Below are 6118 nucleotides of genomic sequence, written 5' to 3'. Positions count from 1 at the left end.
CGAAATATGTACTGACGCCCAATACTGGGATGCTTGTATGGAAGAATATAATGGTTCTGTATTTCATAGTTTCGAATGGGGAAAGTTAATGGAATTATTACCTGGTGTTCAATTTTTCCCAGTACTAATAGAAACACGAGATACAGTAGTTTTATCTCCTATGTATGTACAAGATGGTAGGCTATTGGGAAGTTTAATTGGTTATGGAGGCCCAATAATAATTGGCCAAGATAAATTAGATTTTTCAGTTTATGAATCTATAATAAATAAGAAGTTTGAAAATAAAATTCAAAAGCTTTTATTACCTATAACGATAAATCCTTTTCAAAGTTATAGTAAGGAAAAGTGGGATTATAAAGAAACTTATATGTTAGATCTACCAAATAAGTTTGAGGATTTATGGACATCGTGTTCTGGGAAAGCTAGGACAAGTGTTAGGTATGCACGTAAACAGAATGTTGAAATTCGTCCTATAACTGTAGCGGAATTAGATGAGTTTTACCAATTATATCAAGAACATAATAACAGTATAGGAGCGAGTTATTCATTTAGTAGAGAGTTTTTTTATCATTTAGTTCTTAATTTACAAGAAAAAATCCTTTTTTTAGGGGCATTCTTAGAAGAAGAACTAATTAGTTCCAGCCTTTTTATAATGGATAAACAGGTTTTATATTACTGGATTAATATTAATAATACCAAAGGAAAAAATTCGCAATCTTCATATTTACTACTAAATGATGCGTTTGAATTAGCAATTCATAATAAATTAAAGTATGCGGATTTAGGATATTCACATAATAAAGGGATTGCTAGACCTAAGATATACTGGGGGGCAGCTTTGAAAAAATGTTTTTGTTTAAAAGAAAGGATTTAAACTATGATTATTAGTGGCCACCAACCAAGTTATTTACCTTGGTATGGTTTTTTTGAAAAAATTCATAAATCAGATGTGTTTGTATTTCATGATATAGCACAATTTGAAAAAAAAGGTTTTTTAAATAGGAATCGTATTAAGACTTCACAAGGAGCGTCTTGGCTAACGGTTCCAATACAAACGAAGAATTATAAAGAAATTCCATTTAATGAGTTAAAGATAGACAATACTCAAGATTGGGAACGGAAGCATTGGAAAACGATAAGAATTAATTATTCTAATGCACCTTATTTTAATGTATATAAGGAGTATTTAGAAGGTTTTTATTCGGAAGATTGGATTAATTTAAATGATATGAACATGAATTTTATTCATTTTATTATCCGTGAATTAAACATTGATACGGAGCTATATTATGTATCAGATCTAGAAGGGATTACAGGTAAGAAAAGTGATTTTGTATTAGAATTGTGTCAGAAATTTAATGCCAGTACTTATTATTCTGGAAGTTTAGGGCAAGATTATTTAAACGAAAATGACTTTGAGAATGAGAATATAGAAATTATCTACCAAAGAATAAGAGATTATTCCTACAAGCAATTATTTGGGGAATTTATACCACATTTATCTATTTTAGATATTTTACTAAATTGTGGGCCAAAGGAAACAGAAAAATTAATTAAAGGAGTCTAAAATTATATGAATGTACTTGTATTTGCCGCTCATCCGGATGATGAAATAATTGGTGTTGGTGGAACAATAGCGAAACACGTGAAACAAGGTGATGATGTACATGTTGTAATACTTGCAGAGGGAAAATCTTCTAGAGCTAAAGAATATAAAGAGCTAGATTTAGAGGTTAAGAACTTATCTTATAAAGAAACAGAGGGGGCATGTACTACACTTGGTGTAAAGAGTTTTGCAAGACTAGATTTCCCTGATAATCGTCTTGATACATTACCCTTACTTGATGTAGTGAAAGAGATTGAAAATCACATTGAAAAAGTAAATCCTACAATTATTTATACTCAATATGGTGGAGATATAAATATTGATCATACTGTTGTTTACAGAGCAGTAATGACAGCGACACGCCCTCTGCCAGATACTAATATCAAATGGGTATTTGCATATGAAACTTTATCTTCTACAGAGTGGAATTATAATGAAAAAGATAAGTTTCTTCCTAATTATTTTGTGAATATTGAAGATCATTTGGAGGAGAAATTAAGTGCGATGAGACATTATGAATCTGAGTTAAGGGAATTTCCTCATCCACGCTCTATAGAAGCAATGAGACATAACGCATTTGTATGGGGTGCCAAATCTGGATACCAAGCGGCTGAGGCATTTATGTTAGTAAGGGGGACATGGTAGGTGAATAGAATATGTTAATACCACAGGTCCCGTTCTTTGGTTTAGATAGTAAACAGATTGACTTAAAATGGGTTGAAAAAGGCTATGGATTAGAAGCAAATATTTTTGATGGGACATCTTTATTTAATAACTCATATATAAAAAGGTTTTCTGAGGTCCTTTCTTTTGTTCAAACCCTTAATCCATCCTTGTTAACGCTGCATTTTCCTACTGATAATGCAGACTATCTCAATGATGAATTTATTAAAAAGCAACTATATGAATTTATTGACCTTGCTATAAAGTATAATGCATCAGGTATAACAGTGCATGCTAATCAATTTATGAATGTCGCGGAATTTCAAAACTATAATCTTCTTGATAATAGAAAAAGGATTATAGAGTTCTTTAACATGCTAGATGCAGAAATAAAAGGAACTGATATATGGATTGGCGTTGAAAACCTACCCATTATTGGGAACTTGGGCGATGATTTTGATCCTATATTTATATATCCCGAAGATTTTACTGATTTGGTTAATTTGGGGTTATCTAACGTTGGAATAACATGGGATATATGTCATTGGTCTATAACCTATCTTACACGTTTAGGTATTTCTAAATTATTAAGGCAAGAGGAAATTGAATATAAGGATTTTCATAAGTATTTAAGCTTAATGGAACATATTAAACATTTTCATTTTAGTTCTTTTAAACATTTAACGATTCCTTATAGTGAGGTACGTTGCTTTGAGGGAGAGAATCCGGTTAATGGATCTATTGATGAGAGTATATTACATGAAACTTTATTAAAATTGAAGAACAATACTTTGGATAAAAACATAGGTATTGTATTTGAGGTTCAGGAAACGGATTATACGAATAGAAAGAGGTCATGGGAGACTCTTAATTGGTTTCAAAAGAATATTGCTGGTATGCAAACAAAAATGAATTTTTTGGAGATATAAAAAGCAATATTGGTTTATTTATTTTTACATGTAATTTGAGTTAGAGATTATTTTAATGAACCTTTTCTTCTAAGTAAGTGTGTTAGGAGGAAAGGTTTTACTATTAATCTTTTTTAATCATAGGGAGGACAAATGAAAAAACTAAATCTTATAAAGAAGCTTATTGTAACCTTTGGGATTTTGTTGCTTTTCCTTTTTAGTAATTTATGTGGAAAGGTAATACCAGTACATGCTATGACTAAGAACGACCAAAGTTCTCTCATGGCAGATAAAGTTCGTGCTAGTCGAGCTATTGAACATACACGTTTTCTGTCTGAGAAAATTGGTCCACGTCCAAGTGGGACTAAGGAAGAACATAAAGCAGCTACATACATTGGAGATACATTGAAAAAATTAGGGTATGAAGTGGAGTATCAGGCATTTCCTGTACCAGATCAATATATTGGGAGTATCTCTTTTAGTATGTATGGGGAAAAAGAATGGCAAGTTGGAGCAGCATCTAATGCATCTATACCTAAAGATCCTGTCGTGGGGCAGGTAGTTTCTATAGGAAAAGAGAATGATATTAAAAATTCACCTGAACCAATTCATGGGAAAATAGTATTATTGGAACAAGCTGATACGTATGAGAAATATAATGAACAAGTTGAGTATGCAGCAGAAAAGGGAGCAAAAGCTGTATTGTTATATAGTACGATTGGGGATAGAGGCAACTATGGAGAAGCCTTTAACCCAGTTCTAAAAAAGAAACAAGAAATACCTGTATTTGGGCTTGCTTATAATCAGGGAATAAGAATGAAAGATAAGATAGTGCATAATAAAAATATAGTTAGTTTAAAGGAAAAACACGAAATGAATTTGAGTTCATTAAATGTTATTGCGAAAAAAAAGCCCAAATACAAGACAGATAATGAGGATGTAGCAATAATGAGTGCTCATTATGATAGTGTTATCGGAGCACCTGGGGCAAATGACAATGCTTCCGGCGTAGGACTTTTATTAGAGTTAGCATATAATTTTAAAGATATAGAGACTAATAAAGAAATTCAATTCATAGCCTTTGGAGCAGAAGAAAATGAATCTTTAGGTGCTTACCATTATGTTAATCAGTTATCTACAACAGATAAGAAACATATTCTAGGGGTCTTTAATGCAGATATGATAGCGACAAGTTACAAGCAGGCTAAGGACTTATATGCAATGACACTAGATGGTTCTCAAAATGAAGTAACAAATACTGCGGTAGCTACTAGTAAAGCATTAGGGAAATCGGTTGTATTAACTGGAAAGTTTGATTCTAGTGATCATGTACCATTTAACGAAGCTGGAATTTCCTCGGCACTATTTATTTGGATGGATGTAGAGAGTTGGGATCCCCTCATTTATCATGTTGAAAAGGTATTCCATACACCTCAAGATACCGTTTTAGAAAATATTTCTCCTCAACGTATGCAGGAGGCACTAGAAATTATAGGGACAAGTTTGTATTACTTTATCAAAAGATAGGTTTTTCGGAGGTTTCAGCATAGCAGGCTAAATTTAGATTTTAATAATAATATAGTAAAACTTTTGTTGGGATAAAAATATACTTTGAGCATAGGCGAGGTAACTATATGAGGAGTACATGGAAAGAATTAAGGGGGATGGACCTTAATGTCTGGATCCGCTTTATTGGGGAAGCTTTAAATGGTATTGCAATGATGATGTTAATGCCATTTTTTGCATTATATTTGAAGGACAAAGTGGATTCTCTACTTGAGGTAGGTATAATTATAGCCTTATCTCCAATTGCAGCAAGTATTGGTTCATTAATTGGAGGGCATATAGCAGATACTTATGGCCGGAAACCAACTATGGTGCTCTCTATGGCGAGTAATGGGCTACTAATGCTTGTTTTTTTGTTTATTGATGGTTTTATAGCATATGCCATTTTATCTATTGGTTTAGGACTATGTAATTCTTTCTTTGAACCAGCGGCATCTGCAATGGTTACCGATGTAACAGAACCCGAAAAAAGAACTGAGGCATATGGATTACTTAGAATGGCTCATAATATAGGAGCTGCGATAGGCCCTATCATTGGTGCAGCAGTTGTGGTTGTATCAAAAGATGTCATATTTTTGATTACTTCTGGAACCATGCTGTTTTATACAATATTAATGTTATTGTTTCTAAAGGAAACAAAACCTAAAAATATAATGATACATGAGGAAACACATAAACAGTCAATAAGATTTACGTTAAGAGTTGTTATAAGAGATAGAATATTTCTATTCTATATAGTGACGGGAATCATTATATTTATGGGATTCTCACAATCGGAAGGTATGTTACCACTTCATTTTAGTAATGAGGATACAATGATTTTTGGAAATGGTAATCCATTTCCATATTTAATGACTTTAAATGGATTATTGGTTGTATGTTTCCAATTTCCTATTTCAAAGTGGTTAACTCACAAATCAATTGGTAAATCAATGCTATATGGTGCCATTCTTTTTGGCGTTGGCCTTTTAGCAATAGGATGGTTACCAAAGTGGTTTCAAGTAATAGACGCAAATGATTTAGTTATTCTAGGCTCATTATTAATAGCTTATACAGTTTATACAGTAGGGGAAATGATTATGTCACCTGTTCAAATGACATTTGTTGCTAATATAGCTCCAGAACATTTGAGGGGGACTTATATGGGGGCAGCTAACCTGCAATGGATTACAGGTAATGTATTTGGACCTCTTCTAGGTGGTGTATTACTGGATCAGCTTTTAGGGCATATGTTATTTACAATCTTAGGTGTAGGTTGTATTATTTCTGGATTTGTTTACTTACTTTTAGATAGACTTATTGAGAATAGAAGTAAAGAATTACCTATAAAACAAACATCTTAATTTTAATATTGTTAATGAGTTAAGAATTAAAT

The 6118-nt window shown here is 32.3% G+C and carries 6 protein-coding genes; all 6 read left to right on the top strand.

The genetic code is table 11. The annotated features are described in order from the left end of the window. Positions 1-874: GNAT family N-acetyltransferase (locus ACQGSG_RS25645; protein WP_426948318.1), on the top strand; the 874-nt coding region annotated here is incomplete at its 5' end. Between the two features lie 3 nt (positions 875-877). Continuing rightward, entirely contained in the window at positions 878-1567 is a 690-nt protein-coding gene (locus ACQGSG_RS25640) for a WbqC family protein (protein WP_071732403.1), read from the top strand. 6 nt (positions 1568-1573) lie between these two features. Then, positions 1574-2251, top strand: coding sequence for a PIG-L deacetylase family protein (locus ACQGSG_RS25635; RefSeq protein WP_061655868.1), 678 nt, complete (start codon positions 1574-1576; stop codon positions 2249-2251). 11 nt (positions 2252-2262) lie between these two features. After that, positions 2263-3198, top strand: a complete 936-nt coding sequence (locus ACQGSG_RS25630; protein WP_426948316.1) for an endonuclease — start codon at positions 2263-2265, stop codon at positions 3196-3198. Between the two features lie 132 nt (positions 3199-3330). Continuing rightward, positions 3331-4704 carry a M28 family metallopeptidase gene (locus ACQGSG_RS25625; protein WP_426948314.1) on the top strand — a complete coding sequence of 458 codons (1374 nt, stop codon included), beginning with the start codon at positions 3331-3333 and terminating at the stop codon, positions 4702-4704. Positions 4705-4811: 107 nt separating this feature from the next. Continuing rightward, positions 4812-6086 carry an MDR family MFS transporter gene (locus ACQGSG_RS25620; protein ID WP_426948312.1) on the top strand — a complete coding sequence of 425 codons (1275 nt, stop codon included), beginning with the start codon at positions 4812-4814 and terminating at the stop codon, positions 6084-6086. Positions 6087-6118 lie beyond the last annotated feature (32 nt).

The organism is Bacillus sp. GMa5/1 (genome assembly GCF_050172015.1).
In the GTDB taxonomy this organism is placed as follows: domain Bacteria; phylum Bacillota; class Bacilli; order Bacillales; family Bacillaceae_G; genus Bacillus_A; species Bacillus_A cereus.
Note: the sequence above shows the minus strand (reverse complement) of the source record. Positions and strands in the feature narration are given on the sequence as shown.

Coding starts and splice junctions, on each gene's coding strand:
- ACQGSG_RS25620 (WP_426948312.1), top strand. CDS start 4,812: ATGAGGAGTACATGGAAAGAATTAAGGGGGATGGACCTTAATGTCTGG.
- ACQGSG_RS25640 (WP_071732403.1), top strand. CDS start 878: ATGATTATTAGTGGCCACCAACCAAGTTATTTACCTTGGTATGGTTTT.
- ACQGSG_RS25625 (WP_426948314.1), top strand. CDS start 3,331: ATGAAAAAACTAAATCTTATAAAGAAGCTTATTGTAACCTTTGGGATT.
- ACQGSG_RS25635 (WP_061655868.1), top strand. CDS start 1,574: ATGAATGTACTTGTATTTGCCGCTCATCCGGATGATGAAATAATTGGT.
- ACQGSG_RS25630 (WP_426948316.1), top strand. CDS start 2,263: ATGTTAATACCACAGGTCCCGTTCTTTGGTTTAGATAGTAAACAGATT.